The following is a 24,993-nucleotide window of genomic DNA, read 5'->3' as shown; positions in this document are numbered from 1 at the left end:
CACCCTCATCGTGGGGGGCGGAGCCGGCCGCGTCGACCCCCGCCCGCCGCGTGGGAGGCGGATCACACGAGGTCAGACGTTGAAGTAGGTCGCCTCGGGGTGGTGGATGACGATCGCGTCGGTGGCCTGCTCCGGGACCAGCTGGAACTCCTCCGACAGCGTCACGCCGACGCGCTCGGGCTCCAGCAGCCGCATGATCTTGGCCCGGTCCTCCAGGTTGGGGCAGGCCCCGTAGCCCAGGGAGAAGCGGGCGCCCCGGTAGCCGAGCTTGAAGAAGGCGTCCAGCTCGGCCGGGTCCTCCCCGGCGAAGCCCAGCTCGGCGCGCACCCGTGTGTGCCAGTACTCGGCCAGGGCCTCGGTGAGCTGCACCGACAGTCCGTGCAGCTCCAGGTAGTCGCGGTAGGCGTTCTTCTCGAACAGCTCCGCGGTGGCGCGGCTGATCGCCGCTCCCACGGTCACCACCTGGAAGGACACCACGTCCAGCTCACCGGACTCCTTGGGCCGGAAGAAGTCGGCCAGGCACAGGTGGCGGTCGCGGCGCTGGCGCGGGAACGTGAAGCGCGTGCGCTCGGTGGCGCCCTCCTCGTCCAGCACGACGAGGTCGTCGCCCTCGCTGTAGCAGGGGTAGTGCCCGTGCACGACCGCGGCCTCCAGCAGGCCGTCGGTCTGGATGCGGTCGAGCCACATCCGCATGCGGGGCCGCCCCTCGGTCGCCACCAGCTCCTCGTAGGTGGGGCCGTTCCCGCCGCGGGACGCCTTGAGCCCCCACTGGCCCATGAAGGTGGCCCGCTCGTCGAGGAAGGCCGCGTAGTCGGCCAGCGGGATGCCCTTGCTGATCCGGTCGCCGAAGAACGGCGGGACGGGCACCCGGTTGTCGGTGGCCACGTCGCTGCGGGCGGGCATGTCCTCGGGCTCGGTCACCTTCAGGGTGGCGCCCTTGCGCACCCGGCGCTGGCGCAGCGCGGGCAGCTCGGCGCCCTCCTCGCCGCGCTTGACGGCCATGAAGGTGTCCATCAGGCGCAGGCCCTCGAAGGCGTCCTTGGCGTAGCGGACGTGGCCCTGGAACATCTCCGCCAGGTCCTGCTCCACGTAGGAGCGGGTCAGGGCGGCGCCGCCCAGCAGCACGGGGAAGCGCTCGGAGATGCCCCGGGAGTTCATCTCCTCCAGGTTCTCCCGCATGATCACGGTGGACTTGACCAGCAGGCCGGACATGCCGATGACGTCGGCGCGCTCGGCCTCGGCCGCCTCCAGGATCGCCGAGACCGGCTGCTTGATCCCGATGTTGACGACGTCGTAGCCGTTGTTCGACAGGATGATGTCGACGAGGTTCTTGCCGATGTCGTGGACGTCGCCCTTGACGGTCGCCAGGACGATCCGGCCCTTGCCGTCGTCGTCGGTCTTCTCCATGTGCGGTTCGAGGTAGGCCACCGCACCCTTCATGACCTCGGCGGACTTGAGGACGAACGGCAGCTGCATCTGGCCGGAGCCGAACAGCTCACCGACGGTCTTCATGCCCGCGAGCAGGGTCTCGTTGACGATGGCCAGCGCGGGCTTCTGCGACAGCGCCTCGTCGAGGTCGGCCTCCATGCCGGCCATCTCGCCGTCGATGATCCGCCGCTCCAGGCGCTCCCAGAGCGGCAGCGCGGCCAGCTCCTCGGCGCGCGAGGCGCGCATGGCCTTGGCGTCCACGCCCGTGAACATGTCGATGAAGCGCGAGAGGGGGTCGTAGTCGTCCGTGCGCCGGTCGTAGACCAGGTCCAGGGCGACCTGGCGCTGCTCCTCGGGGATCTGGTTGATCGGCACGATCTTGGAGGCGTGCACGATCGCCGAGTCCAGGCCCGCCTCGACCGCCTCGTGCAGGAACACCGAGTTCAGCACGATGCGGGCGGCGGGGTTGACGCCGAAGGACAGGTTGGACAGGCCCAGGGTGGTCTGCACGTCCGGGTAGCGGCGCTTGAGCTCGCGGATGGCCTCCAGCGTCTCGATGCCGTCGCGGCGGGTCTCCTCCTGCCCCGTGGTGATGGGGAAGGTGAGGCAGTCGATGATGATGTCGCTGGTGCGCAGGCCCCACTCGCCGGTGATCTCGTCGATGAGGCGGGTGGCCACCCGCACCTTCCACTCGGCGTCGCGGGCCTGGCCCTCCTCGTCGATGCACAGGCCGACCACGGCGGCGCCATGCTCCTTGACCAGGCGCATGATGCGCTGGAAGCGGGAGTCGGGGCCGTCGCCGTCCTCGTAGTTGACGGAGTTGATGACCGCGCGCCCGCCCAGCGACTCCAGGCCCGCCTCCAGGACGGCGGGCTCGGTGGAGTCGAGCATGATCGGCAGGGTGGAGGAGGTGGCGAAGCGGAAGGCGAGTTCGCGCATGTCGCGCACGCCGTCGCGGCCCACGTAGTCGATGTTGAGGTCGAGCAGGTGGGCGCCGTCGCGGATCTGGTCGCGGGCGATCTCCACGCAGGCGTCCCAGTCCTCGGCGAGCATCGCGTTGCGGAACTTCTTGGAGCCGTTGGCGTTGGTGCGCTCGCCGACCGCGAGGTAGCTGGAGTCCTGGCGGAAGGGGACGCTCTGGTAGAGCGAGGACGCCGAGGCCTCCACCAGGGGCTTGCGCTGCCTGATCCCGCGGCCCTGGACGCGCTCGACCACCTGGCGCAGGTGCTCGGGGGTGGTGCCGCAGCAGCCGCCGACCATGCTGAGGCCGAACTCGGTGGTGAAGGTGTCGTGGGCGTCGGCCAGCTCGGCGGGCGTGAGCGGGTAGACGGCGCCGTTGGCGCCCAGCTGCGGCAGGCCGGCGTTGGGCATGCAGGAGATGGGCACGGTCGCGTGGTGCGAGAGGTAGCGCAGGTGCTCGCTCATCTCGGTGGGACCGGTGGCGCAGTTGAGGCCGATGACGTCGATGCCGAGCGGCTCCAGGGAGGTCAGCGCGGCGCCGATCTCCGAGCCCATCAGCATGGTGCCGGTGGTCTCGATGGTGACCTGGGCGATGATCGGCACGTCCCGGCCCAGGGCGCGGCGGGCGCGGTCGGCGCCGACGACGGCCGCCTTGACCTGGAGCAGGTCCTGGCAGGTCTCGATGAGGATGGAGTCGGCGCCGCCGTCGATGAGGCCGCGGGCGCACTGCTCGTAGTAGTCGCGCAGGTGCGCGTAGGGGGCGTGCCCCAGGGTCGGCAGCTTGGTGCCGGGACCCATCGAGCCCAGCACGTAGCGCGGCTGGTCCCTGGTGGAGTAGGCGTCGGCGGCCTCACGGGCCACGCGGGCGCCGGCCTCGGCGATCTCGTAGGTGCGGTCCTCGATGCCGTACTCGGACAGGCCGCCGAAGTTCGCGGAGAAGGTGTTGGTCTCGACACAGTCCGACCCCACGGCCAGGAAGGCGGCGTGGGTGTCGCGCACGATGTCGGGCCGCGTGACGTTGAGGATGTCGTTGCAGCCCTCGTGCCCCTGGAACTGGTCGAGGTCGAGGTCGTGTGCCTGGAGCATGGTGCCCATGGCGCCGTCCGCGACGATGACACGCTGGGACAGTGCTTCACGGAAGTTCAGGCGAGCGCTCATAGTGCACAACTCTAGTCTCGGGGCACCGCGGGAACCCAGTCTGTTCCCGGCGGGTGCGGCGCTGGATCGACCCCCGGTGCGGGCGGGTCGGGACGTCCGGGGACAGCTGTGTCCTGGGCGTTCACTGCTGGCGAGGCTACCTCATGGCCAGTATCGCCAGTTGAGACAACCGTCCCAAAATTTGTCAGGTTCCGGGCTCGGGGGGCTGCCGGGTCCCACGGTTTCCCGGGCGGCGCGCCACCCCATAGGGTGGAGTGCGTCCGCGGCAGGAAGGGGCCACCGATGATCAAGCTCGCACGCGAGCTCGTCGAGCCTGTCATGGTGGCGGCGTTCGAGGGCTGGAACGACGCGGGTGAGGCGGCCAGTCTGGCCATCGAGCACCTGGCGGAGCAGTGGGACACCTATGACCTGTGCGAACTGACTCCGGACGACTACTACGACTTCCAGGTGACCCGGCCGAGGCTGACGGTCGTGGAGGGCCTGGCCTCCGCGGTCGAGTGGCCGACCACGACAGTGAGAGTCGCCACTCCCCCGGGTGCCGAACGCGACGTCGTTCTCGTCACCGGTCCGGAGCCGAACATGCGGTGGCGGTCCTACACGGCCGACCTGCTGGCGATCGCCCGCGAGCTGGGCGTGCGGCGGGTGCTCATGCTGGGCTCGCTGCTGGCCGACGCCCCGCACACCCGGCCGATCCCGATCACCGGGATGGCCTCGCCCGTCGAACTGGGCGAGCGGTACGGCCTGGAGGCGACCACGTACTCCGGACCGACCGGGATCGTGGGCGTGGCCCACGAGACCTTCGCGTCGGTGGACGTGGAGACGGTCTCGCTGTGGGCGGCGATTCCGCACTACGTCGCGCAGCCGCCGTGCCCGAAGGCGACCCTGGCGCTGCTGGCGTGGGTCGAGGACTACCTGGACGTGCGCGTGCCGCTGGGCGAGCTGCCCGAGGACGCCGTCACGTGGGAGGCCAACGTCAACGAGCTCACGGCGGAGGACGAGGACATCGCCGCCTACGTGCGCGGCCTGGAGGAGGCCAAGGACACGGCCGAGCTGCCCGAGGCCTCCGGCGACGCGATCGCGCGGGACTTCGAGCGGTACCTGCGCCGCCGCGACGAGAGTTGACGCGCGCCCACCGAACCACCGGGCCCCGGAGACCGTGCGAACGGCCTCCGGGGCCCGTTTCGTGTGCGTGGAACCGGTTCCGGGCCCGCGCGGGGCCGTGGTCCGGTCTCGGCGTCAGCCCTTCTTCTCGGCGGCCTTCGCGGCCTTGGCGGCCCGCTTGGTCTCGCGGACCTCGGTGAGGGACTGCTCGTCGACGATGTCGGCGACCGAGCGCCGCGAGCCCTCCTCGCCGTAGGGCCCGGCGGCCTCGCGCCAGCCCTCGGGCCGCACGCCCCGCTGCTTGCCGAGCAGGGCGAGGAAGACGCGCGCCTTCTGGTCGCCGAATCCGGGCAGGGCCTTGAGGCGGCGGAGCAGTTCCCGCCCGTCGGGGTCGCCGGAGGTCCAGACCCGCTCCGCGTGCCCGTCGTAGTCGCTGACCAGGGCCGCGCACAGCGCCTGCACCCGCTTGGCCATCGAGGAGGGGAAGCGGTGCACCGCCGGGGTGCGCCCGAAGACCTCGGCGAGTTCCTCGGGGTCGCGCCCGGCGAGGTCGGCGGCGTCCAGGGAGCCGAGCCGGTCGGCGATCTTCCTCGGCCCGGCGAAGGCCACCTCCATGGCGACCTGCTGGTCCAGGAGCATGCCGATCATGAGCGCCAGCGGCTCCCTCGACAGCAGGGCGTCGGCCTCGGCGTCACCGGTGATGTGCAGCGTGTCGTTCATGCCCACGATCCTGCCACCGCCGCCGCCCGTACCCGCCCGCGACGAGCCGGGGACACCGGTCCCCGGGGCCTCAGTCGCGCAGGTCGCGCCACTCCTCCGTGGCCAGGACCGCCGCCCACGCGCCGGCGACGCGGGCCAGGCCGCGCCGCACCTCGTCCACCACCGCCGGGGCCAGCGGCACCGCGCCGTCCGGGTCGGGCTCCATGCGCACCGTCACCCGCAGCCCGTCCAGCACCTTCTGCCCGCGCGCGACCGCCTCGGGGTCGGTGTCCGACCCTCCGTCCAGGACCGCGCGGATGCCGTCGCGCAGCGCGACCGCCTCGTCGAGGTCGGCCAGGGTGATGGGAATGGCCCCCTCGGTGACCAGACGGTACTTGCGCAGGAAGCGGGCCAGGTCGGCGCGGTCGGCGAGGTGCCCCTCCGCGGAGACGAAGTCCTTGATGAGTTCGGCGGCCCGGCCGGGCCGCGTGGGGGTCGTCATGCAGGCCATGACACCACGGTTCGGCCGCCGATACAGGAGAACACGGTACTCGGTGGCCACCTGTGGCCACCGAGTGCACGCGAAGGGCCGGAACGGCTCCGCTTCCTCGCGGTGTCAGGCGTCCACGAGCTCCTGGACGCCCTCGCGGTCCATCGGCAGCCCCAGGGCCTTGAGCCGGACGGAGAAGTTGGCGACCGTGCCGGCCCAGATGTCGTCGTTGTCCAGCAGCGCCCGCAGGTAGGCCTTCTGGACCGCGGTCGGCTCGTGCGGGGCGCCGTTCCCGGGTGCGCGGGAGAAGGCCAGGTCCAGCAGCGGCCCGCAGTCGGCCTCGGCCGTGTAGGCCGACGACAGCGCGGCCATCCGGCGGTGGACGGGCAGCAGGCGGGCGGCGTCCTCGGGGCCCGCCCGCTCGGCGAGGGTCCGCACCAGGGTGAACCTGACGTGGCCGCCGAAGGCCGCGGGCCGGTTCCCGAACCACTGGTCCGCCTCGCGCGGGTCCTCCAGAGCCTCGACGAGGACACGGGTCGCCCGGGGGTCGCCGCTCAGGGCGGGGGCGAGCGCGGCGCAGGCGCGGATGGCCGGGTCGGCGTGGGTGAGGAACTCGGAGGTGTCGCCGCCCGCCTCCCCCTTCGCCAGGACGATGACGGCCGCCTCGTCGCGGGTCTCGGCCATGTCGGCGGCCCCGGACAGGTCCAGGTCCAGCCCGCCCAGGGCGGCGACGGCCGCGGCGGCCTCCACCGCGCGCGAGCGCAGCAGGGCGTCCGGGCAGGTGAGCAGGGGCTGGACGGCGTCGCGCAGGACGGGCGCGGCGGCGCGCAGGTCCACCACGGCCTGCCACGTCAGCGCCTCCAGGGCTGGCTCCTCCCACACCTGCTCGTCATCGGCTCGGATCGCCCCGAGGACGCGGTCGCGTTCGGACGGCGACAGCCGGGCGCGCTCGGCGAGTTCTGCGTCGGTGCCCGGGATGGCGGCGCTCTCGGCCGTGTCCCGGAGGAAGCCCAGCAGCGCGGCGCGCAGCGGTTCGCGGCCGGCCCCGGCCTCCGGGTGCGGCCGGCCCGTGTCGGGGCGCTCCAGCAGCCCGGCGACGAACAGGACGGTCGGCACGGTCGCCGGGTAGAGCGTGCCCTGGTGGAGCATGGCGCTGTACAGGTAGTCCAGGCTCCGCGTGAGTGTGTCCGGGTCGTCGGCGAGGAGCCCGGACAGTCGCCCGGGCGCGTCCCCGGACACACCGTAGGCGTGGAAGGTCCGGTCCCAGTCGGTGGTGTGGAGTACGTCCAGTCCTGTCTGCATACGCGCATCCTGCCAGCGGGCACCGTCGTTCCATGGGCGTGCCTACCGTCGGCCCGGCGCGCCGGACGAGTACTGTCGTCTCCTCCGCCCCTGCCCCGTCACAGGAAGGTCCCGCCGATGTCGATCTCCCGGCCGCCGACCACACCGATGCGCAAGGCCCTGTTCCGGGCGCCGATCTGGATCTACCGGCTGGGGCTGGGACCGCTGATGGGACGCCGCTTCGTCCTGCTGACGCACAAGGGGCGCACGACCGGCACGGCCCGCCAGGCCGTCCTGGAGGTGATCGGCTCCAACGAGGCCACCGGCACGGTCCTGGTGGCCTCGGGGTACGGGCGCCGGTCGCAGTGGTACCGCAACATCCTGGCCGAGCCGCGGGTGATGTTCCAGGTGGGCGCGCGCCGCCACCGGGGCCGGGCCACGCCGCTCCCGCCCGAGGAGGCGGGGAGGGCGCTGGCGCACTACGCCCAGCACCATCCCGCGGCCGCGCGGGCACTCCTGGGCGGGCTGGGCTTCGAGGTGGACGGCTCGCCGGAGTCCTTCGCGCGGGTGGGCGCCGACCCCGAGGGCGTCCCGATCGTCCGGCTCGCGCCGACCGACCCCCCGCGGTCGGACTTCCCGGACCTCTCGGACCGGTAGGCACCCGCCCCCACCGGGGCTCGGTCCGCGAGGTCCGCCCCCGGGCGTGAACGGCCCGTCACTGCGGGGGTTGACGGAGAGCGCGAGGGCCCGGATAGTTTTCGGGAGCGCTCCCATACGGCGGCTCCCACCGCCGGGCGCGCTGGGGCCGCCCGGTGGCACACCGGCTCCGCCGGCGCGGCGCCCGGACGATCCCCACCCCCGCAGCCGGGAAAGGTCCAGGCACGTGACCAACGAACGCAAGAACCCCCTGGCCAGGGTGAGCGGCATCCTCGCCGCCACCGTCCTGCCCCTGTTGGCGGCCCTGCTGTGCGCCGCCCCGTCGGCCTCGGCCGCCACGCTGACCGAGATCGACGACTTCGGCTCCAACCCCAGCGACCTGCGCATGTTCCTCTACGTCCCGGACAGCGTCGCCGAGGATCCACCGGTCCTCGTCGCGCAGCACTGGTGCACCGGTACCGGGCCCGTCTTCCACGCCAACACCGAGTACGCCGCGCTGGCCGACCAGTACGGCTTCATCGTCGTCTACCCGTCCGTCACCCGCAGCAGCCAGTGCTTCGACGTCTCCTCCCCGGAGGCCCTGCGGCGCGACGGCGGCAGCGACCCGGTGGGCATCCGCTCGATGGTCGACTACACCGTCCGCACCCACGACGCCGACAGCGAGCGCGTCTTCGTCACCGGCGTCTCCTCCGGCGCCATGATGACCAACGTGATGCTGGCCAACTACCCCGACGTGTTCGCGGCCGGATCGGCGTTCGCCGGGGTGCCGTTCGGCTGCTTCGCCACCACCGACGGCTCGGGGTGGAACAACGAGTGCTCCAACGGGCGGATCGACCGCACCCCGCAGGAGTGGGGCGACCTGGTCCGGGACTCCTACCCCGGCTACGAGGGCCCGCGTCCGCGCATGCAGCTGTGGCACGGCAGCGAGGACGACGTGCTGCACTACGCGAACTTCGCCGAGGAGATCGAGCAGTGGACGAACGTCCACGGCCTCGGCACGGACCCCGCCGCCACCGACCGGCCCCAGCCCCACTGGGAGCGGACCCGCTACGGCTCGACCGGTGACCAGGCGCCGGTGGAGGCGATCAGCGTGGAGGGCGTCGGACACAACGTGATCACCTCCGGCATGGCCGCCCACGTGATCACCTTCTTCGGCCTGGACCAGGACACCGGCCCGGGGCCCGGACCCGACCCGGACCCGGTCGAGGGCGAGTGCCGGGTCACTGCCTCTGCCAACGGGTGGAACACCGGCCTCACCGCCGCGCTGACCATCACCAACACCGGCGACGCGCCCGTCGAGGACTGGTCCCTGGAGTTCACCCTCCCCGGGGGGCAGAGCATCGGCTCCGGCTGGAACGCCACCTACAGCCCGAGCAGCGGGACGGTCGTGGCCACCCACGTCGCGCACAACGCCACCATCGCCCCGGGCGCCGAGGTGGGCATCGGCTACCAGGCCTCGCACACCGGCGACGCCGGTGCGCCGACCGGCTTCACCCTCAACGGAACGGAGTGCACCACGGGCTGACTCCGGCCCGGCGCGGCTCCGCTCCGGCGGGGCCGCGCCCCCGGATCCCGGTCCCGGACCAGGGAGGGCCGGCCCGGGGAGAGCCAGGCCGGGGAGCCGGACCAGGGTTCCGCGAGCCGCCGTTCACCGCGTCCCCGCCTCCGAGTGCTCGGTCCACGGTGGCGGCGGCACCGCCGGACGGGACGACCAGCGCGTCCTCCCGGGTGAGCGAGCCATCCCGTCCCCCGACGCCCGGAGGAGGGGGCGCGTCGCGCGCCCGTTCCTCCGAGGGCGGAGACCGCGCGGGCTCAGCCGACGGCGCCCAGCGCCACCGTGCGCGATCCCGTCGCGAACCCGCCGAAGGACTGCTCCCAGCGCTCCCCCGGCCAGTAGTAGGTCACCCGGCCCTCCGCCGGTCGGTAGTCCGCGGTGTACAGCGTGCCCAGACCCTCGTCGTAGGCGATCATGTACAGCGGCGGCCGCAGCATCGCCGCCACGTCCGCGCCCGCGGCGCGCACGCGCTCCAGCCGCTCACGGGTTCGGGAGAACCGCTCCTGCCCCTCGGGCACCGGCGCCATCTGATGGTTGGCCGCGCAGGCGTCCGGCGCTTCGGTCAGTGCGATGTCCGGCCCCGTGTACACGGTGACAGCGCGGTGGGAATCGGCCAGAGTGAGGTTCTGGGCGGTGCTGACCGGGATCGTCCGCAACCGGCCGAGCGCCTCGGCCACGGTCGCGCAGGTCTCCAGCAGGTAGCGCAGGACGAGGGGGACGGCGAACCCGGGACCGTGGACGAACCGCCCGCCGAACGTGAGCGAGACCGCCAGTCCGGCGTCGTTCATCCCGTCGAGCAGGCCCCAACCCGCCTCCTGCGTTCCGATCACCGGGCGCAGGAAGCGGGAGTGCGTGATCGTTCCCTCACAGCGCTCGGGCGCGAAGTCGTAGTTGCGCAGAAGCCGGCCCGCGCCGCCGGTCTGGGTGCAGCCGGCGAAGGACGTCCGCATGTTCGCGAAGGTGAGGAAGGAGTCGCCGTCCGGCCGGTCCAGCTGGGCCGCGAGCCGCTCGCGGACACCGACCAGCTCCGGCATGTGCTCCGCGAACAGTTCGCGGCCCCGGGCCGCGTGTTCCGGCGTCCGCCGCTCCGGGTCCAGCCACCAGGACAGCTCCGGCCACCGGGAACGCGCGTAGTCGGCCCAGCGGCCGTCACCGCCGTCGCCGACCTCGATCGCCCTGAACGTCTTGCTGTGGCCCATGACCGCCCGCTCCCTCGCCCGCACCGCCGTGTCTCCGGACGATCCAACCCTGTTCCGGAGCGGCGCGCCAGACCCTGGAGAGGCGCCTTCGGCGCGCCCCGCATCCGCCGAGCGGACCCCGGGCAGGTCACCGGCGGCGCCGGCCTCTACACTCTGACCCCAGATGACGGCTTCGTCCCGAATCACGGGCCCGGAGCCGTCGCCTCCCCCTGCCGGTCACGGCGCGCCGTGCGCGCCCCCAGGGGAAGGTCGCACCGCTCCCGGGAGAGACGACCACGCATCCCGCCCCGGACCGGAGCCAGGACCGACGCCGCCGCGCTCCGCGGTGCGCCATGCCCGGGATCATCCGATCACCCCGACACCGGTCGGCGGCAACGAGGCCGTCCGACCAGGGAACCGACCCATGAGTCACGTGCCCGACCCCCTCCAGCACCGATCCTTCGCCATCGTCGGCGACACCAACCTGGCGCGCCGGGTGTGCGCGTCGCTGCGCCAGGAGGCCTACGCCGTCCAGCACCTCGCCCGGCCAGGGGACGAGGAACTGCGCGAGGCGATGGCCGCACCCCACGACGCCGTGGCGGTGCTGCTGCACGACGACGCCGCCGCCCTGCGCTACGCGCTGGCGATCGCGCACATGTGCGCCGACGTCCCGATCGTCGTGACCGTCTTCGACCGCACCGTCGCCGACGAGCTGCTCCGGCTCCTGCCGCAGTGCCATGTCACCTCACCGGCCGATCTGGCCTCCCCCGCCCTGGCCGGGCCCTGCGCGGACGCCGGCGTCGCCGCGCTCCACGGCCGGGCCGGACGCGGTCGAGCGGTCCGGCTCGACGGGACGGGCAGGCCCCGCGCCGAGGACTGGACACGTCGGCGCGCGGGCTGGCGGGCCTGGTGGAGCCGCCTGGCGAGTCAGCTGCGCTCGCACGACGCGGGCACCCGCCTCATGCTCGGCGGGCTGACCGGGATACTGGCCTCGCTGCTGGCCGACTGGGTGTGGCTGCTCGGCCTCGGCCATCCCCCCGCCGAAGCGCTCTTCGACGCCGCCCGCGTGGTCTCGACCGTCGGCCCGGCGACCGACGTGCACTCCACCGCCTACCAGCTGGTGTCCAGCCTGCTGATGCTCGGCACGATCGTCTTCACCGCCATGTTCACCGCGGGCCTGGTCGAGCGCATGCTCGGCCCCCGGCTGGTCGGACTGATCGGGCCCCGGACCGTCCCCCGGTTCGGACACGTGATCGTCGTCGGCATCGGACAGGTGGGGCTGCGGCTGTGCTGCGAGCTGCGCGGCCTGGGCATCCCGGTCGTCGGCGTCGAACGCGACCCGCACGCGCCGAACGTGCGGCTGGCCCGGTCCCTGGGCATCCCGGTGGTGACCGGGCACGGCGGCGACCGCGCCGTGCTCGAACGACTGCACCTGCGCCGCGCCCGCGCACTGGCCGCCGTCGGCTCCGACGACCTCGACAACATCACCGTGGCCATCGCCGCCCAGGGCGTCTCACGGGACACCAGGATCGTCCTGCGCGCGGGCGAACACGAGGCGATCGCCGAGACCCGCTCGCTGCTGCCGCTGGGCACGATCCGCGACGTGACGAGTCTGTCCGCCGCCTACGTGCTGGCCCGGCTCCGGGGCGTCCCGGCCACCGGCGTCATCGCGCACGGCCACGACGTGTCCGTACGCCTGCCCGACGGCCGCTTCGCGCCCTGGCCGCTGGCCGCGCGCGAGGGCTGCGCGCACGTGGAGACCGCGGTCCCCGCCTGAGGCCCCCGCCCGGTGGTCGTGCCCGGGTGCAAGGCGTTCCCGCCCGCCGACGACGGCGCCCGCGCGTCGTCGGGGGGCGGGTGGACCTGACGGGACGTCACTCGAACCCGCGGGGCGAAGCCCCGCACCGGAGGTCCGGCGGTCGTCCCCCAGAGAAACGACGAGACGAACCGGCGAGCGCGGTCACGCGCGAGCAGGGTCGTCTCGTCGTCGGGTGGGCGCCGCCTGATCGGAGACTAGAGTTCCACGCCCAGGAGGGTGTCGATGGTGGCGCGGGCCAGGGCGGGCGCGCCGGTGTCGGTCCCGCCCTCGGTCAGGGCGGCCACCGCCCACGCGTCGACCGCGTCCAGGGCGGCCGGGGAGTCCAGGTCCTCGGCCAGCGCCGCGCGGACCGTCGTGAGCAGGGGGCCGGCGTCCGGTCCCGAGCCCAGGGCCACGGCGGAGCGCCAGCGCTTGAAGCGCGCGCAGGCGATGGGCAGCTCGGCGTCGGTCCACTCCCACGGCGAGCGGTAGTGGTGGGCCAGCATGGCCAGGCGGATGACGGCCGGCTCCACGCCCTGCTCGCGCAGCTTGGACACGAACACGAGGTTGCCCAGGGACTTGGACATCTTCTCGCCGTTGAGCCCCACCATGCCCACGTGCAGGTGGTGGTGGGCGTTGGGGCCGCCCGTGGTGCTGCGGGTCTCGGCCGCGCCCATCTCGTGGTGCGGGAAGACGAGGTCGCTGCCGCCGCCGTTGAGGTCGAAGTTCGGGCCGAGCCGGTCCAGGGCGATGGCGCTGCACTCGATGTGCCAGCCGGGGCGGCCGCGGCCCAGCGGGCTCTCCCAGGCGGGCTCGCCCGGGCGCTCGGCGCGCCACAGCAGCCAGTCCAGCGGGTCCTTCTTGCCGGTGCGGTCGGGGTCTCCGCCGCGTTGGCCGAACAGCTCCAGCATCTCCGCGCGGTCCATGCCGCTGATCTCGCCGAACCCGTCCGCCTCGGCCACGGAGAAGTACACGTCGCCGTCGAGGTCGTAGGCGGCGCCGGTGTCGCGGATCCGGGCGGCCAGGTCGCTGATGAGGTCGACCGACTCGACCACCCCGACGTAGGAGGTCGGGGGGATGATCCGCAGGGCGGCCATGTCGTCGCGGAACACGTCGATCTCGCGGTGGGCCAGATCCCGCCAGTCCACGCCGATCGCCTCGGCCCGCTCCAGCAGCGGGTCGTCGATGTCGGTGGTGTTCTGCACGTAGTTCACGTGGTGCCCGGCGTCCCGCCACACCCGGTTGACCAGGTCGAAGGTCAGGTAGGTGAACGCGTGCCCCAGGTGGGCGGCGTCGTAGGGCGTGATGCCGCACGCGTACATGCCCGCGCGCGGGCCCGGATCCGTCTCCCGTATCCGACCGGCGGCCGTGTCGTGGATCCGGAGGGGGCCGCCGGTACCCGGCAGGGAGACGATGTCAGGCGCAGACCATGAACGCATACCGGGAAGACTATCCGGACACCCGGTCGGCAAACGCCCCCGGGACGGTGCGCGGGCCGGGTGATGATGACCCCACACGCTCCGGGAATAGCTCAGCGGTGGGCGGTGGAGTCCTCGTGGGTGCGGCCGATGAGGAAGGCGCCGAAGACGGCCGCGGCCGTGCATCCGGCGGCCAGGACGACGTTGCCCAGCCGCCAGTGCAGCAGCGCTCCGCTGACCGAGACCACGTACAGGAGCCAGTAGGCTCCCGTCTCCATCAGACCCGTCGCCCAGCCGGATCCCGTTCCGCCGTCCGATTCCCTCATGGCCACCCCTGCTTCTGAGCGCGTGCCGCGCACGCGCGTCCGACGGCGTTCGCGCCGTCCCTCAGGAGACGCCCCGGTCACACAGGGGGTTGACAGTGTCACCATGTCGGACGCGTCACGGCCGCGCCGCCAGCTCCCATTCCAGCTGGTCCAGGTCGGCCGCGGCGAGGTCCCGGGCGCGGGACAGGCCGGTGTCGCCGGCGGGGGCGAACTCGACCAGGTCGGCGCGGACCGCGCGCAGCTGGGCGCGGGCACGGCGGGCGGGGGCGGGGGCCGCCTGGCCCGCGCCCGGGACGGGTTCGACGGACGGCCGACCGGTACCGCCGACCTCCTCGAAGGGGGTCCGCAGCGTCCACTCCCACTCCCCCGCACGCGCGGTGGGGGCCGCGTGGACCAGGACACCGACGTACTCGGCTCTCTCCTGGCGCAGGCGCACCCAGCGTCCGACGAGGGCGGCGGGGTCCGCGAAGGGGCGGGCGGTCAGGGTGTACGGCTGGTCGGTGGCCGGAATGGCGTTCATCGGGGGTCCTTCCGAGTCGGGTCGGGATCACGTTCGGGACCGCCTTCGGCACGGCCCCTCATGGATACGCTCCCCCACGCCGCATATGACGCGGTTTCGGACACGGATTCCTACCCGTTTCCGAGGCCGACCCACGGACCGTTCCCATCCGTGATGTCACGGTTGTCCGGCCGTCCGTTCAGGACAACGCGAGAAGCGACCGGCCCAGTTCCGCCTCGGCGTCGTCGGCTCCCAGCAGGACCCCGTGCAGCTGCGCGTCGGCGGCGTGCACGAGCAGGGCCGCGGTCCGCGACGGGTCGGTCCCGCCGTGCCCGCAGCGGACGAGGTGGCCGGCCAGCTCCGCGGCCAGGGCGGTCCGCAGCGCCTCCAGCCGGGCCACCCCCTCGGGCGCTCGCGGGGCGTGGGCGCTCATCAGGGCGTGCAGCCGGGGCCGGTCGCGGTGCAGGTCGACCACCGCGGCGGCCATGAGCCGCACCGTGCCCTCCCAGTCGGGCCGCTCCCGCTCCAGGCGGTCGGACAGCTGCCGCAGCGCGTCCTCGGCGTCGTCCAGGTGGCGCTCGGCCAGGGCGTAGAGCAGCGCGTGCTTGTCCGGAAAGTACTGGTAGAGCGTGCCGACCGAGTATCCGGCGCGCTCGGCGATGCGGTTGGTGGTCGCGTCCAGGCCCTCGCGCTCGAAAACCTGAGCAGCCGCCTCCAGGAGGGTCGCGACCGTCAGGCGCGACCGCAGCTGGCGCGGGGTTCTGCGCGCGGTGCCGATGGCTCCTCCAACGCGAGTTGTCACGACCGTCGGGGACGTCGAGGATCGTGGCCATGGACGATCACGATCCCTACACGGCCCACATGCCCGCGTCGCTGCGCCCGAACCCCCGGCCCGCCCGCGTCTCCACCTGGTGGCGCCGTCCGGGGGCCGAGGTCCACGTCGAGCGGGTCGGCGACCCCCGGGCACGGCACCGGATCGTCCTGCTGCACGGGGCCGGCGGCCACGCCGGGCTGCTGTGGCCCTACGCGGCGGCGGTCGCCGCCCGGGGCGCGCACGTGGTCGTGCCCGACCTGCCGGGTTACGGGCGCACCCGGGTGCGCCGCCCCGGCGCCGTCCGCTACGCGGACTGGGTGCGGCTGACCGCCGACCTGCTCCGGGCCGAGCGCGCGGACCACGACGGCCCGCTGAGCGCCGTGGGCGCCAGCCTCGGCGGGATGCTCGCCTTCGACGCGGTCACGCGCACGGGCGCGGCCGACCGGGTGGTGGCGACCTGTCTGCTGGACCCCCGCGACCCCGCCGCCCTGCGGTGCATGTCCCGGTTCCCGTGGGCGGGCGGAGCGGCGGTGGCGCTGCTGCGCGCGCTCGCCGGACCGCTGGCGGGGATCCGGATCCCGATCCGGTGGCCGGCGAAGATGCGGGCGATGAGCAACCGCCCCGCGCTGACCAGGGCCGTGGCCGCCGATCCCCGCGGCGGGGGCACGCGCGTGCCCCTGGGCTTCCTGCGCGACTACCTGGAGTCGGCGCCCGCGGTGGAACCGGAGCAGGCGGCGTCCGTCCCCGTGGTCCTGGCGCATCCGGCGCTGGACCGCTGGACGCCGCCCGCCGTGAGCCGGGCGTTCCTGGACCGGATCGCGGCGCCCACCCGCTACGTCCCGTTGGTGGGCTGCGGCCACCTGCCGGTCGAGGAGCCGGGGGTGAGCACGCTGGTCGACCTCCTCGCCGACACCCCGACGCGGTGACCGGCCGCACGCTCCGCGGGTGGCGGTCCGGGGCGGCGGGCACGGCCCCGGCCGCGCCGCTGCGGGTGGTGGCCGGGCCGCAGCTGGGACGCCCGGTGCTGCTGGGGCCCGGGGTAGGAGGCGTGCGGCCGCGCCGCGTCGCCAGGCTGGGGAGGTGCCGGGGCCGCCGTCCTCCGTCCGAGCGCGATCGCGCCGAGCCGGAAGCCGATGCCGCGGCCGGGCCCATGGTCGCGTCCGACCAGATCAGAGGTCGATCATCCGCCAGGCCCCCGGATCGGCGGGGGTGTCGGTGAAGGCGTAGCGCACGGTGTGCGAGTCCAGGGCCAGCAGGGTCACCGAGCCGGTCGCCCACACCAGGCCGTCGCCCAGGTCGGCGTGGGCGATCAGCCCGGAGGGGTCGCCCGACTCGTCACTGCCGGCCGAGCGCGGCCTGGCCAGCGCGGCCTCGGTCACCAGGTCCGGCCACCGGCCCCAGACCTCCGCCGTCCCGTCCCGTTCCGCCAGCGGCGACGGGTCCGGCCGGGCGGCGGCGAACTCGGGCGTGTGCCGCACCGCGCGCGGGTCGGCCGGGTCGAGCCCGGTGTTGACCACCGTGCTCACCCCGACGGGTACAGGACCTGAGTGCAGCCGCCGCCCGTCCCAGCTGTGCAGGTCGGCGTGGCCGGCGTCGGCCACCAGCAGGTGGAAGGGCGCGTACCGGGCCAGGTCCTCGTCGGCGAGCGGATCGCGCGCGGAGACGGCCAGGGCGTGCAGGGGCAGGTCGCCCCGGCTCGCCGGGTAGCTGCCCTCCCACGGCATCCGCCCGTCCCACGGCCAGCCGTTGAGCAGCGCCGCCACCCGCGGGCCGGTCGGGTCCACGGCGAGCCAGGTGCCGCCGGCCAGCCGGTCACGGCCGCCGACCACGGAGGGCTGGTCCGGCCAGTGGCGCCCCGGCCCGTCCCAGGGGCGTGAGCGCATCTCGTCCCTGATCGCGGTGATCACCAGCGGTGTGTGCGCCGCGGGATCGAAGCCCACGATGACCGTGCACATGGTGCCCCTCACTGTCGTGCCGCGGTGGCCGGTGCGGCCCGGAACCGGGACCGCACGGTCCTCCTTCCATGAAACCGCACCCGCACGCGCCCCGCCGAGACCGGGGTGGGAACCCCCGCACCCCATAGGCCCCGCCCGAAACCGGGCCCGGGCCGCCGCGCCCCGCGCTCCCCGGGTGCGGGCACCACCCGCGTCCGGGGGCGGGCGCGCCCGACACCCCCCGCGGAGTCTTCTAGGCTGGGGCGTGCCTCGCATCGAGGCCACACCCGTGTCGGGAGCCTCCCGTGTACCCCGCTTCCCGTCCTACCTGTCGCAGCCAGGAGAAGTGCGTGCCCGAATCATCCGACCGTCCCTCCGACCGGTCCGCCGACCGGCCCGGCGACGGCCGCCACGGCGCCGACGCCGACTCCCCTCCCCTTCCCGCCGCGTCGGCCCCGACCATCACCGGCGACCGTCCGGACGACGGCCCCCGGGACCAAGCCGAACCCTGGACCGAACAGGGGCTGGCCCGCGCCGAGGTGGCCGAGCGGATCGCGGCCGGCCGCACCAACGACGTGCCGGTCCGCGCCAGCCGGAGCGTCGCCCAGATCGTGCGCGGCAACGTGTTCACGCGGATCAACGCGATGATCGCGGTGCTCTTCGCGATCATCGCCGTGATCGGCCCCGTCCAGGACGGACTGTTCGCGCTGGTCATCGTCATCAACACGCTCATCGGCATCGTCCAGGAACTGCGCGCCAAGCGCACCCTGGACAAGCTCGCGATCGTCAACGCCGCACGGCCCCGGGTGGTGCGCGACGGCGCGACCGTGCGCGTGGCCGCGCAGGAGATCGTCCTGGACGAGATCCTGGAGGTCGGAACGGGGGACCAGATCGTCGTCGACGGCGTGGTCACCTCCGTCAGCGGTCTGGAGGTCGACGAGTCCCTGCTGACCGGCGAGGCCGACCCGGTCCTCAAGCGCCCCGGCGACACGGTGATGTCGGGCAGCTTCGTGGTGGCGGGCACGGGCCGCTTCCGGGCCACGAAGGTGGGACGGCACGCCTACGCCGCCCGGCTGGCCGAGGAGGCCAGCCGGTTCTCGCTGGTGCGCTCCGAACTGCGCTCGGGCATCAACCGCATCCTCACCTGGATCACCTACGCGCTGTTCCCGATCGGCGGCCTGCTCGTCTACAGCCAGCTGTTCATGGGCGGCCAGGTCGCCCTCGACGAGCCGGTCGCGGGCGGGCAGATCTCCGGCCCGCTCGCCGACGCGCTGCGCGGCATGGTCGCGGCCCTGGTGTCGATGATCCCCGAAGGGCTCATCCTGCTCACCAGCATCGCCTTCGCGGTCGGCGTGATCCGCCTGGGCCGGCACCGGTGCCTGGTCCAGGAACTCCCGGCCATCGAGGGCCTGGCCCGGGTGGACGTGGTCTGCACCGACAAGACCGGCACGCTCACCGAGGCCGGGATGCGCCTGGCCGAGATCCGCGACCTGGGCGGCGGCCCCGACGGCAACGGAGCACCCGCGACCTCCCCCACCCGGGTGCTGGCCGCGCTGGCGGGCAGCGACCCCGACCCCAACCCGAGCATGGCCGCCATCGCCCAGGGCTGCGCGGCCTCGGGCGACCCCGCGCCGGACTGGCCGGTCACCGCGCTGGCGCCCTTCTCCTCCGCCCGCAAGTGGAGCGGCGCGAGCCTGCGCACGCCCGCCGGGGAGGAGCACTGGGTCCTGGGCGCGGCCGACGTCCTGGCCTCCACCGACGACCCGGCCGCGGCCGAGGCCGCCCGACTGGGCGCCCAGGGGCACCGGGTGCTGCTGCTCGCCCGGACCGGTGAGCGCGTGGACGCCGAGGGCGCGCCGGGGTCCGTGCGGCCCGTCGCGCTGGTGGTCCTGGACCAGCGGGTGCGCGAGGACGCCGCGCCCACCCTGGACTACTTCGCCGAACAGGGCGTGGACGTCAAGATCGTCTCCGGCGACCACGCGGCCTCGGTCGGCGCCGTGGGGCGCGAGCTGCGCCTGCCCGGGGCCGACCGGCCCGTCGACGCCCGCGACCTGCCGGAGGACGCCGACGGCCTGGCCCGCGAGGTCGAGTCCCGCTCGGCGTTCGGGCGGGTCACCCCCGAGCGCAAGCGCGACATGGTGCGCGGGCTGCGCGACCGAGGCCGCACGGTGGCGATGACCGGCGACGGCGTCAACGACGTGCTGGCGCTCAAGGAGGCCGACATCGGTGTGGCGATGGGGTCGGGCAGCCCGGCCTCGCGCTCGGTGGCCCAGCTGGTGCTCCTGGACGACCGGTTCGCCGCCCTGCCCAGGGTGGTCGCCGAGGGCCGACGCGTCATCGGCAACATCGAGCGCGTGGCCAGCCTGTTCCTGACCAAGACCGTGTACACGATGACGCTGGCCACGATCGTGGGCCTGCTCGCGGTGTCCTACCCGTTCTTCCCGCGCCACGCGACCCTGATCAACGCGGTCACGTTCGGCATCCCGTCGTTCTTCCTGGCGCTCGCGCCCAACACCGACCTGGCCCGGCCGGGGTTCGTCGGGCGCACCCTGCGGCTGGCGATCCCGTCGGGGATGGTGGCGGGGCTGGCGGCGGTGACCACGTACCTCCTCGTGCTGGGCGGTCGGACCGTGCCGGACCCGGCCGACCGCACCGCGGTGGTGATCACCCTGTGCGCGACCACGCTGTGGGTGCTGCTGCTGGTGGCCAAGCCGTACGTGTGGTGGAAGGTCGTGCTCGTCGCGTCGATGGTGGGGCTGCTGACCACCATCATGGTGACGCCCCTGGGCCAGTGGTTCTTCGACCTGGACGTCAGCGATCCGACCAAGGTGCTGACCGGTCTGGCGGTGGCGGGCGTGGCGATCGTCGCGATCACGGTGATCCGGGTGGTCGACGACCGGATGACCGCGAAGGCGCGGCGCGGAGCCGATTCTGACGAACCCGCGTCAAGCCCGGCGCCGACGGGGTGACCGGGGGCGATCGCGCGTTTACGCTGGCGGGTGACCACGGCGCTTGGCCCGTCGACCGATGGGGACTCGTCGATCGCGCTGATCGCGCCGCCGGGACGTCACGCGGCGGGGCGCGTCTCCACCGCACACGCCCGAGGAGGGCCGTGACACCGCAGCACCCCACCGGACGCGCCCGTGTCGGCCTGGCCCTGCTCCTGGGCCTGCTGTCGGTCCTGGGGCCGGTCAGCATCGACATGTACCTGCCCGGGCTCCCGGCCATCGCCGACGACCTCGACGCGGCCGCCTCCGTCGTCCAGCTCAGCCTCACGGCGTGCATGGTGGGGCTGGCCGCGGGCCAGGTGGTGGTCGGCCCGCTCAGCGACGCGCGCGGGCGGCGGGGGCCGCTGCTGGTGTCCCTGGCCCTGTTCGTGCTCTCGTCCCTGCTGTGCGCGCTCGCGCCGACCGCGGGCACGCTGGTGGCGGCGCGCTTCCTCCAGGGCTTCACCGCCTCGGCCGGGCTCGTGCTCTCGCGCGCGGTCGTGCGCGACGTGTTCAGCGGAGGCGACCTCACCCGGTTCTTCGCGGTCCTGACGGCGATCACCGCCGTCGCCCCGCTCGTCGCGCCCGTCATCGGCGGCGGGATCCTGTGGCTGCCCCTGGGCGGGTGGCGGGCCGTGTTCGTCTTCCTCGCGGTGCTCGGCGCCGCCGTCACGCTGGTCGCCGCGCTGGGGCTGGGTGAGACCCTGCCGCGGGAGCGGCGCGTGCCGGGCAGTGTGGGCGGGTCCCTGCGGTCCATGGGCGCGCTCCTGCGCGACCGGGGCTTCTTCGGGTACGCGCTCGTGGTCGGGCTGCTGCACGGCGGGAGCTTCGCCTACGTGGCGGGGACGCCGTTCGTGTACCAGGACCTGCACGGGGTGTCGGCGCAGGCCTTCGGCGCGCTGTTCGCCGTGAACGGGCTGGCCATGGTGCTGGGCAGCGCGTCGGTCGGGCGCCTGAGCGACCGGTGGTCGGAGCGGGCGCTGCTGCGCGCGGCGGCCGTCGCGGCCGTCGTGTCGACCGGGGCCGTGCTCGCGGCGGCCCTGGTCGGCGCTCCGCTGGCCGCCCTGGCGGTGCCCCTGTTCGTGTACATGGCCGCGATGGGCGCGACGCTGGCCTGCGGCTTCGCGTTGGCGATGCACGGACAGGAGCGCCGGGCGGGTGCCGCCAGCGCGCTGATCGGGGCGTTCCCGATGGTCGTCGGCGCGGTGGCCGCTCCCCTGGTCGGTCTCGACGAGACCACGGCCGTGCCGATGGGCGCCGTCCTGTTCGGCTCCGCCGCCCTGGCGCTGCTGGCCCTGTGCGCGCTGACCGGCACACGGGCGGGCACCGGCGCGGGAGCGCGGCCCGCGGCGTCGCGCGACCGGCGCCCCGGTGAGCGCGAGGAGTAGCGGACACGCGGGGACCGGCCGGCGGGCTCGACCTGGCCGGGACCGCTCTCACCCGTGCCACTCGCAGAACAGCACCGTGGCGTCGTCGTCGAGCCTGCCGTGGTGGTAGTTCATCAGGGCCTGGACCAGACGCCGCAGCGTCTCGGGGACGGGCAGCCGGTCCGCGTCGTGGCGGATCACGAAGTCGACGAACCTGTCGAGGCCGAACTCGCGTCCCTGGGCGTCACGGGCCTCGATCATGCCGTCGGTGTACAACAGCAGGCGGTCCCCCGGCTCCAGCTGCTCGTGGCACACCGTCACCGGCAGTCCCAGCTCCGTCCCCAGCGGGTGCGAGGGCTCGCACTCCAGCTCGTGGGCCTTGCCGCCCCGGATGAGCACGGGCGGCAGGTGGCCGCAGTTGACCCAGGCCAGATCGCCGGTGGCCATGTTCAGCTCGCCCATGACCGCGGTGGTGAAGCGGGTGCGTGCGAACTCCTCGGTCAGCATGGTCTCGACCGCCCGGGGGATCGCCTCCAGCTCGGTGCCCCTGCGGCGCTCGTTGCGGAACACGCCCACCGTCAGGTTCGCGAGCAGGCCGGCGGCGTTGTCGTGGCCCATCGCGTCGAACATCGCCAGGTGGGCGATGTCTCCGGACAGCGCGTAGTCGAAGGCGTCCCCGGCGTTGTCATAGGCCGGTTCCGTGGCCGCCGAGATCGTCACCCTCGTGTTGGCGAAGGTGCTGGGCGGCATGAGCGACCACTGCATCTCCGCCGAGACCGACATGGGCCTGGTCCGGATGAGCCGGGCGTAGGCGTCGCTGTTGGCGCGCTTGTCGACCACCAGCAGCCCGACCATCGACGCCAGGATCCGCATCGCCTCGAAGTCGGGCTCGCCCTCGTTGGCCACGTGCAGCACGCCCAGGCGCTCGGTCCCGTCCAGGACCGGAACCCAGCAGCGGTGGCCCCGGTCGACGCGCACGGGTTCGCCCTTGGTGTAGGCCAGGCCCGCCACCGTGCCGTCGACGCGCATCTCCGCGCCGCCGCGGTGGGCGTCGGGTCCCTCCCCGGTCACCTCGCGCAGGAAGCGCTCCTGCCGGTCGGCGATGAAGAGGCGCGCCTCGGGCAGGCCCGCCCGTGCCGCTTCGCGGGCCACCAGGGCCGGGAGTTCGGTGAACGAACTCCGATGGCTGGCGAGCGCCAGCGTCGCCACGGCCGTGTCGATCCCGCATGGTGTTGACATGCTGTCACCTGGGATTCCGTTGGGTCCTGTACCTTGCGCACTACCCGTCACGGCCCCGCACTCACGTCATCGGGGCCACCGTGTCCGCCGTTATCGCCCGCCCGCCTGACCGGGCCGCCCCGGGCAGGGGCGCCCCCGTCCGAGCGTCGGCCCGCACGCGACGAACACCGCCGGGACCACGGAAGCTCTCCGCCGAGCGAGCGGCATACGCGCGGCTCATGGAGCAGGGCTACGGCGACACCCAGGACTGCCGGGCCCGGGGTCCCGACCGCGGCGCCGCCCCGCCCCTGCGCCGCGCGGGGCGGACACGGATCCGCCGTGCCCGCCCCGCGGTCCGCGCCGTCCGACCGCACGATCCCTACAACGGCGACCCGAGCACCTTCCCGGCGTCAGTCACGAGGGCGGCCAGGTAGTCCCCGGCCCCGCCGCCGGAGGCGAGGCGGGCCGCCTGCCCGGACCACAGGTTGAGTCGGTCCGGTCGGTCGAGTTCGGCGGCCCTGGCCCGGATCGGCAGCATGAGGTTGTTCTGCGCCGGATAGGGCGGGACCCGGTCCTCGGCGTCGGCCATGCCCCGCACCAGCGCGTTGGCGATCCCCCTGGCCGGGCGGCCGGAGAAGAGCCGGGTGAGCACGGTGGTCTGCGCCCGTTCGGATCCGAGTGCCGCGCGATGGACCGCGCTCGCGCCCGACTCCCGGGTCCGCAGGAATCCCGTGCCCACCTGCACACCGTCGGCGCCCAGGGTCAGGGCCGCGGCGAGGCCGCGCCCGTCGGCGACACCGCCCGCCGCGACCACGGGGACGGGCACGGCGTCGCTCACCTGGGGAACGAGGGAGAAGGTGCCCACGAGCGACTCGCGGACGGGGGCGAGGAACGAGCCGCGGTGCCCGCCCGCGTCACTGCCGGAGGCCACGATCACGTCGCAGCCGGCCTCGTGGAGGGCCCGGGCCTCGGCGACCGTGGTGGCCGTGCCGACGAGCGCCGCCCCGATCCGCCGGGCACCCTCGACCAGCCGCCGGGGCGGCGGACCCATCACGACGCTGATCACCGGCGGCCGGGCGCCCAGGACCGCGTCCAGCTGGGCGTCGAAGTCCACCCGGCGGTTGACGGCTTCCAGGTCGGGTGGCGTCAGATCGAACTCGGCGTAGTGGGCGGCGAGCCGGTCGGTGTGCGCGGCCAGCGCCGCCTCGTCCGGGACGGGCCGCTCCTCCTCCGCCCGCGGGATCCACAGGTTGACGGCGAACGGCGCCGACGTGGCCGCGCGGATCCGGTCCACCAGGGGCCCGATCCGTTCGGGGGCCATGGCGTGCACGCCGTACGACCCCAGTCCGCCCGCGTCGGAGACGGCGGCGGTCAGGCCGACCGTGGACAGCCCACCGCCGAACGGCCCCTGGATCACCGGGTAGCGGACACCGAGGGCGTCGGTGAGGGCCCTCCCGGGAGTCGGACCGGGGCTCACGCCGCCACCGCCGCGCGCCCGCGCACGAGGTGGGCCGCCATCGTCGCGACCTGGGCGCCCAGGTGCTCGGCGGTGCGCAGGTCGCTCTCGGCCGGGGCCAGGTCGGGCCCCAGGTCGGCCGGGGACTGGGCCATGGCGCCGGTGAAGCCCCCGAGGCGGTTGAGGTCCTCGCGGCTGCCCTGCGTGGAGTACTCGCCGCCGGGGGCCAGTCCGAGCGGCACCCAGACCATGCCGTGCTGGGCGGCGAACACCGCGAGCGCGCTGAGCGTGGTGTCCTTGTTGCCGTTGACCCCGGCGGAGTTGGTGAACCCCGCCGCGAGCTTGCCCTGCCAGCCCCGCTCCTGCCAGATCGGGGCCGTGGCCTCGGCGAAGCCCTGGAAGGCGGCGGAGGGACCGCCCATGTAGGTGGGCGTGCCGAAGACGATCGCGTCGGCGGCGTCGAGCGCGGCCCACAGGGCGTCGTCGGCGGCGGTGAGGTCGTGGAGCGAGGAGCGGGCGCCGTTCGTGCTCGCGGCTCCCCGGGCGACCGCCTCGGCCTGGCGGGCGGTGTGGCCGTAGCCGCTGTGGAAGGCGACGGCGACTCGTACGTCGTGCATGGGGCACTCTCTCCCTTGGTCGGGTGGGCTCGCTGCCCATGGAGAGCAAAGT

Annotated in this window: 20 protein-coding genes; 7 read left to right on the top strand and 13 right to left on the bottom strand. The window is 74.1% G+C overall.

From position 1 onward, the window contains the following. Positions 1–72: 72 nt before the first annotated feature. Entirely contained in the window at positions 73–3,546 is a 3,474-nt protein-coding gene (gene metH / locus ADL05_RS15590) for a methionine synthase (protein WP_082376438.1), read from the bottom strand. A 282-nt stretch (positions 3,547–3,828) separates the two neighbouring features. Here metH and ADL05_RS15585 point away from each other — a divergent pair, with 282 nt between their 5' ends. Next, positions 3,829–4,668, top strand: coding sequence for a PAC2 family protein (locus ADL05_RS15585; RefSeq protein ID WP_053617688.1), 840 nt, complete (start codon positions 3,829–3,831; stop codon positions 4,666–4,668). A gap of 114 nt (positions 4,669–4,782) precedes the next feature. Here ADL05_RS15585 and ADL05_RS15580 read toward each other — a convergent pair whose 3' ends face one another. The 3 genes from ADL05_RS15580 to ADL05_RS15570 form a co-directional block, all read right to left on the bottom strand. Beyond that, entirely contained in the window at positions 4,783–5,367 is a 585-nt protein-coding gene (locus tag ADL05_RS15580; protein ID WP_053617687.1) for an HhH-GPD-type base excision DNA repair protein, read from the bottom strand. Between the two features lie 70 nt (positions 5,368–5,437). Further along, positions 5,438–5,848 carry an ABATE domain-containing protein gene (locus ADL05_RS15575; protein ID WP_156365863.1) on the bottom strand — a complete coding sequence of 137 codons (411 nt, stop codon included), beginning with the start codon at positions 5,846–5,848 and terminating at the stop codon, positions 5,438–5,440. A gap of 114 nt (positions 5,849–5,962) precedes the next feature. Further along, entirely contained in the window at positions 5,963–7,138 is a 1,176-nt protein-coding gene (locus ADL05_RS15570) for a hypothetical protein (protein ID WP_053617685.1), read from the bottom strand. Positions 7,139–7,255: 117 nt separating this feature from the next. Here ADL05_RS15570 and ADL05_RS15565 point away from each other — a divergent pair, with 117 nt between their 5' ends. Next, positions 7,256–7,774, top strand: coding sequence for a nitroreductase family deazaflavin-dependent oxidoreductase (locus ADL05_RS15565; RefSeq protein WP_053617684.1), 519 nt, complete (start codon positions 7,256–7,258; stop codon positions 7,772–7,774). Positions 7,775–8,000: 226 nt separating this feature from the next. Continuing rightward, on the top strand, positions 8,001–9,299 hold the full coding sequence (locus ADL05_RS15560) for a PHB depolymerase family esterase (RefSeq protein WP_053617683.1): 1,299 nt from the start codon (positions 8,001–8,003) through the stop codon (positions 9,297–9,299). Positions 9,300–9,586: 287 nt separating this feature from the next. Here the strand turns inward: ADL05_RS15560 and ADL05_RS15555 are convergent, their stop codons facing one another. Continuing rightward, entirely contained in the window at positions 9,587–10,528 is a 942-nt protein-coding gene (locus ADL05_RS15555) for a C45 family autoproteolytic acyltransferase/hydolase (protein WP_053617682.1), read from the bottom strand. 403 nt (positions 10,529–10,931) lie between these two features. Here ADL05_RS15555 and ADL05_RS15550 point away from each other — a divergent pair, with 403 nt between their 5' ends. Beyond that, positions 10,932–12,284 carry a TrkA family potassium uptake protein gene (locus ADL05_RS15550; RefSeq protein WP_053617681.1) on the top strand — a complete coding sequence of 451 codons (1,353 nt, stop codon included), beginning with the start codon at positions 10,932–10,934 and terminating at the stop codon, positions 12,282–12,284. Between the two features lie 236 nt (positions 12,285–12,520). Here ADL05_RS15550 and mshC read toward each other — a convergent pair whose 3' ends face one another. From mshC to ADL05_RS15530, 4 genes are all read right to left on the bottom strand, one after another. Then, positions 12,521–13,744, bottom strand: a complete 1,224-nt coding sequence (mshC, locus tag ADL05_RS15545) for a cysteine--1-D-myo-inosityl 2-amino-2-deoxy-alpha-D-glucopyranoside ligase (protein ID WP_082376436.1) — start codon at positions 13,742–13,744, stop codon at positions 12,521–12,523. 92 nt (positions 13,745–13,836) lie between these two features. Further along, complete coding sequence (locus tag ADL05_RS15540; RefSeq protein WP_053617706.1) at positions 13,837–14,049, bottom strand: hypothetical protein; 213 nt, start codon at positions 14,047–14,049, stop codon at positions 13,837–13,839. A gap of 115 nt (positions 14,050–14,164) precedes the next feature. After that, positions 14,165–14,569 carry a hypothetical protein gene (locus tag ADL05_RS15535; RefSeq protein WP_053617679.1) on the bottom strand — a complete coding sequence of 135 codons (405 nt, stop codon included), beginning with the start codon at positions 14,567–14,569 and terminating at the stop codon, positions 14,165–14,167. A 178-nt stretch (positions 14,570–14,747) separates the two neighbouring features. After that, entirely contained in the window at positions 14,748–15,350 is a 603-nt protein-coding gene (locus tag ADL05_RS15530; RefSeq protein WP_231640764.1) for a TetR/AcrR family transcriptional regulator, read from the bottom strand. Positions 15,351–15,379: 29 nt separating this feature from the next. Here ADL05_RS15530 and ADL05_RS15525 point away from each other — a divergent pair, with 29 nt between their 5' ends. Further along, on the top strand, positions 15,380–16,288 hold the full coding sequence (locus ADL05_RS15525; protein WP_053617678.1) for an alpha/beta hydrolase: 909 nt from the start codon (positions 15,380–15,382) through the stop codon (positions 16,286–16,288). A 243-nt stretch (positions 16,289–16,531) separates the two neighbouring features. Here ADL05_RS15525 and ADL05_RS15520 read toward each other — a convergent pair whose 3' ends face one another. Beyond that, entirely contained in the window at positions 16,532–17,317 is a 786-nt protein-coding gene (locus ADL05_RS15520; protein WP_053617677.1) for an NRDE family protein, read from the bottom strand. A 440-nt stretch (positions 17,318–17,757) separates the two neighbouring features. Here ADL05_RS15520 and ADL05_RS15515 point away from each other — a divergent pair, with 440 nt between their 5' ends. Beyond that, positions 17,758–20,265 carry an HAD-IC family P-type ATPase gene (locus ADL05_RS15515; RefSeq protein WP_369800945.1) on the top strand — a complete coding sequence of 836 codons (2,508 nt, stop codon included), beginning with the start codon at positions 17,758–17,760 and terminating at the stop codon, positions 20,263–20,265. A gap of 143 nt (positions 20,266–20,408) precedes the next feature. Beyond that, positions 20,409–21,671 (top strand): multidrug effflux MFS transporter, encoded by a 1,263-nt coding sequence (locus tag ADL05_RS15510; protein WP_082376435.1) that lies wholly within the window; start codon positions 20,409–20,411, stop codon positions 21,669–21,671. Between the two features lie 48 nt (positions 21,672–21,719). Here ADL05_RS15510 and ADL05_RS15505 read toward each other — a convergent pair whose 3' ends face one another. From ADL05_RS15505 to ADL05_RS15495, 3 genes are all read right to left on the bottom strand, one after another. Next, positions 21,720–22,889: a PP2C family protein-serine/threonine phosphatase gene (locus ADL05_RS15505; RefSeq protein WP_053617675.1), complete on the bottom strand. Its 1,170-nt coding sequence runs from the start codon at positions 22,887–22,889 to the stop codon at positions 21,720–21,722. A 358-nt stretch (positions 22,890–23,247) separates the two neighbouring features. Further along, on the bottom strand, positions 23,248–24,345 hold the full coding sequence (locus ADL05_RS15500; RefSeq protein ID WP_053617674.1) for a nitronate monooxygenase family protein: 1,098 nt from the start codon (positions 24,343–24,345) through the stop codon (positions 23,248–23,250). After that, positions 24,342–24,941 carry a flavodoxin family protein gene (locus ADL05_RS15495; RefSeq protein ID WP_053617673.1) on the bottom strand — a complete coding sequence of 200 codons (600 nt, stop codon included), beginning with the start codon at positions 24,939–24,941 and terminating at the stop codon, positions 24,342–24,344. The genes ADL05_RS15500 and ADL05_RS15495 overlap by 4 nt, the downstream gene beginning before the upstream one ends. Positions 24,942–24,993 lie beyond the last annotated feature (52 nt).

Source organism: Nocardiopsis sp. NRRL B-16309, assembly GCF_001279585.1.
GTDB lineage: Bacteria > Actinomycetota > Actinomycetes > Streptosporangiales > Streptosporangiaceae > Nocardiopsis.
The sequence above is the reverse complement of the archived record's forward strand: the minus strand, read 5'-3'. Positions and strand labels throughout refer to the sequence as shown.